The following is a 3195-nucleotide window of genomic DNA, read 5'->3' on the forward strand; positions in this document are numbered from 1 at the left end:
GGCCCGGGCATCCGGCGAAGAGGCGTAGCGGGCCGATCGGCGCCGCGGGCGGGCGGCCGCGAGGCCCGCCCGCCCGCTGGGTTAGCGGCTTGCCGCGGCCTCGCGGCCGCGCAGGTCCTTGCGGAAGATCTTGCCCGTGCTGGACTTGGGAATCGCGTCGAGGAACTCAACTCGGCGGATCTTCTTGTGCGGCGACACCCGCTCGGCGACGAAGGCGATGACCTGCTCCTCGCTGAGCGACGAGCCGGGCTGGGCCACCACAAACGCCTTCGGGATTTCTTCCCCGTCGGCGTCGTGGGCCCCGATGACCGCGGCGTCCGCGATCTCGGGGTGCGTGAGTAGCAGCGCCTCGAGCTCGGCCGGAGCCACCTGGTAGCCCTTGTACTTGATGAGCTCCTTGACCCGGTCCACGACCTGAACGCCGCCGTTCGCGGAGACGGTCGCGATGTCGCCGGTCCGGAGGAAACCGTCGGCGGTGAAGGCCTCCCGCGTGGCCGCGTCGTTGCCGAGGTAGCCGAGCATGACATTGGGGCCCGCGCACTGCAGCTCACCGGGCGCGCTCGTGCCCGTTTCGGGCACCGGGATCGACGCCCCGGTTGCGGTGTCGATGAGGCGGCAGCGCATGTTCGGGATCACAACCCCGGCGCTGGAGCTGGGCAGGCGGTCATCGCCGAAGGGCGTCAACGTCGCGACGGGGCTCATCTCGGTCATGCCGTACCCCTGCGTCACGCGGCAGCCCAGCCGGGCGGCGACCGCGTCGGCGACCGCGCCGTCGAGGGGGGCCGCGCCGGAGAGGATGCTGTGCACGCTGGACAGGTCCGCGCCGTCCACTGCGGGGTGCTTGGCGAGGGCCACGGCGATCGGCGGCGCGATGAACAGGTAGGTGCACCGGTGCCGCTCGATGGTCGCCAGGAACTGGCCGAGCTCGAACTTGGGCATCGTCACGAGGGTCGCCCGGTTGACGAAGGCGAGGTTCAGCAAAATGGTCATGCCGTAGATGTGGAAAAACGGGAGAATCGCGAGCAGCCGGTCCGCGGGCACGACGCCGGTCAGCTCGGCGATCTGGCTGACGTTTGCCACGACGTTGCGATGGCTGAGCATCACCCCCTTCGCGACGCCCGTGGTGCCAGAGGAGTAGGGGAGCACCGCGAGGTGGGTGGCGGCGTCGATGCTGACCTCGGGCGCGGCGCGGCGCTCGCCCAGGAGGTCGGCGAGCGAGGCGAAGCCCTCGGCCCCGTCTAAGACGATGATCTCCGCGTCACCGAGGCCGACCGCGGCGGCAGCCGCGCGGGCAGCCGCCAGCAGCGGCGAGACCGTGAGGAGCAGCTTCGCCCCGGAGTTGCGCAGCTGGGCCTCGATGTCGGCCGGGGTATACAGCACGTTCACGGTGGTCGCCGTGGCCCCGGCCCGGAGGATGCCGTGGAAGGCGGCCGCAAAGGCGGCCGAGTTCGGGGCGTGCAGCGCAACCACGTCGTGCGGGGCGATGCCGCGGGCGGCGAGCGCCCCGGCGACGGCTTCGATGCGGCTGACGAGCTCGGCGTAGCTCAGCTCCTCCGCCGTGACCGTGTCGATGATCGCGGTCCGCGCAAGGTCCTCGGCGCTCAGCCCGCCGAACAGGGCGTCGAAGAGCGGGGCGTCGGGAATCGTGACGTCGGGGAAGGGGCTGCGAAATTCCATTGTGGTCTCCGTTGACTGTGACAAGGATGGTGAGCTCGTTCTCGATCTGTTTTTCCGATCAAGAGCGGGTGAGAGGAGGCTAACGCAGCGGCGGGCCGCGGGATCCGGATTCTGTGGGAATCGACAGCGCAGGCGCTAGTCTGGAGGCACGAGACGGAAGGGCGTGCCAGTGAGTAAGCAACAGGATTTTGTGCTTCGCACGATCGAGGAGCGCGGCGTGAAATTCGTCCGGCTGTGGTTCACCGACGTTGCGGGCACCCTGAAATCCGTGGCGCTGGCCCCCGCCGAGGTGGAGAACGCCTTTGCCGAGGGCATCGGCTTCGACGGCTCCGCGATTGAGGGGCTCACCCGGGCCTTCGAATCCGATCTTTTGGCCTTCCCCGATCCCGCCACCTTCCAGCTGTTGCCCTGGCGGGGCGACGTCGATCCCACGGGCCGGATGTTCTGCGACATCACGACCCCGAACGGCGAGGCCGCGGTCGCGGATCCGCGGAACGTGCTCAAGCGCACCCTGGCCCGCGCCGCCGAACAGGGCTTCACCTTCTACACGCATCCCGAGATCGAGTTCTACCTGCTGCGCTCCTCCGAGTTCGGCCCAGAGGGCCCCGTGCCGGTGGACCGGGCGGGCTACTTCGATAACGTGCCCGGGGGGACGGCGCACGACTTCCGCCGCCAGTCCGTCAGCATGCTCGAAGACCTCGGCATCTCCGTCGAGTTCAGCCACCACGAGGCCGGGCACGGTCAAAACGAGATCGACCTGCGCTACGCGGACGCGCTGACGACCGCCGACAACATCATGACCTTCCGCACGGTCATCAAAGAGGTGGCGATCGAGCAGGGCGTCTACGCGACCTTCATGCCGAAGCCGTTCTCGGATCAGCCGGGCTCCGGGATGCACACGCACCTCTCGCTGTTCGAGGGCGACACGAACGCCTTCTTCGACCCGGGGGAGACCTACCAGCTCTCCCGGACCGGGCGGCAGTTCGTCGCGGGCCTGCTCCGGCACGCGCCCGAGATCACCGCGATCACGAACCAGTACGTGAACTCCTACAAACGGCTCTGGGGCGGCGGCGAGGCCCCGTCCTTCATCAGCTGGGGGCACAACAACCGCTCGGCGCTGATTCGGGTGCCCCGCTATAAGCCGAGCAAGGGCCAGAGCGCCCGGGTCGAGTACCGCGGCATCGACAGCGCGGCGAACCCCTACCTCGCCTACTCGGTGCTGCTCGCCGCCGGGCTCAAGGGCATCGAGGAGGGCTACGAACTGCCGCCGGAGGCCGAGGACAACGTCTGGGAACTGAGCGAGGGGGAGCGCCGGGCGCTCGGCTTCGACCCGCTGCCCACGAGCCTGGAGCACGCGCTCTCGGTTATGGAGCGCTCCGAGCTCGTCGCCGAGACGCTCGGTGAGCAGGTCTTCGCCTACTCGATTCGGAACAAGCGCGACGAGGTCGAGCAGTACCGCCGCCAGGTCACCCCCTTCGAGCTCAACACCATGCTGGGCACGGTGTAGCGGGCCGTGAC

Annotated in this window: 2 protein-coding genes; one reads left to right on the top strand and one right to left on the bottom strand. The window is 69.1% G+C overall.

Features of this window, described 5'->3' with window-relative positions:
* Positions 1–81 precede the first annotated feature (81 nt).
* On the bottom strand, positions 82–1677 hold the full coding sequence (locus OOT08_RS15960; protein WP_325093817.1) for an AMP-binding protein: 1596 nt from the start codon (positions 1675–1677) through the stop codon (positions 82–84).
* 169 nt (positions 1678–1846) lie between these two features.
* Between OOT08_RS15960 and OOT08_RS15965 the strand changes: the two genes are divergently transcribed.
* Positions 1847–3184, top strand: coding sequence for a glutamine synthetase family protein (locus OOT08_RS15965; protein WP_325093818.1), 1338 nt, complete (start codon positions 1847–1849; stop codon positions 3182–3184).
* The last annotated feature ends 11 nt before the right edge of the window (positions 3185–3195 follow it).

It is taken from the genome of Leucobacter sp. M11 (assembly GCF_035726885.1).
In the GTDB taxonomy this organism is placed as follows: Bacteria; Actinomycetota; Actinomycetes; order Actinomycetales; family Microbacteriaceae; genus JAPFRB01.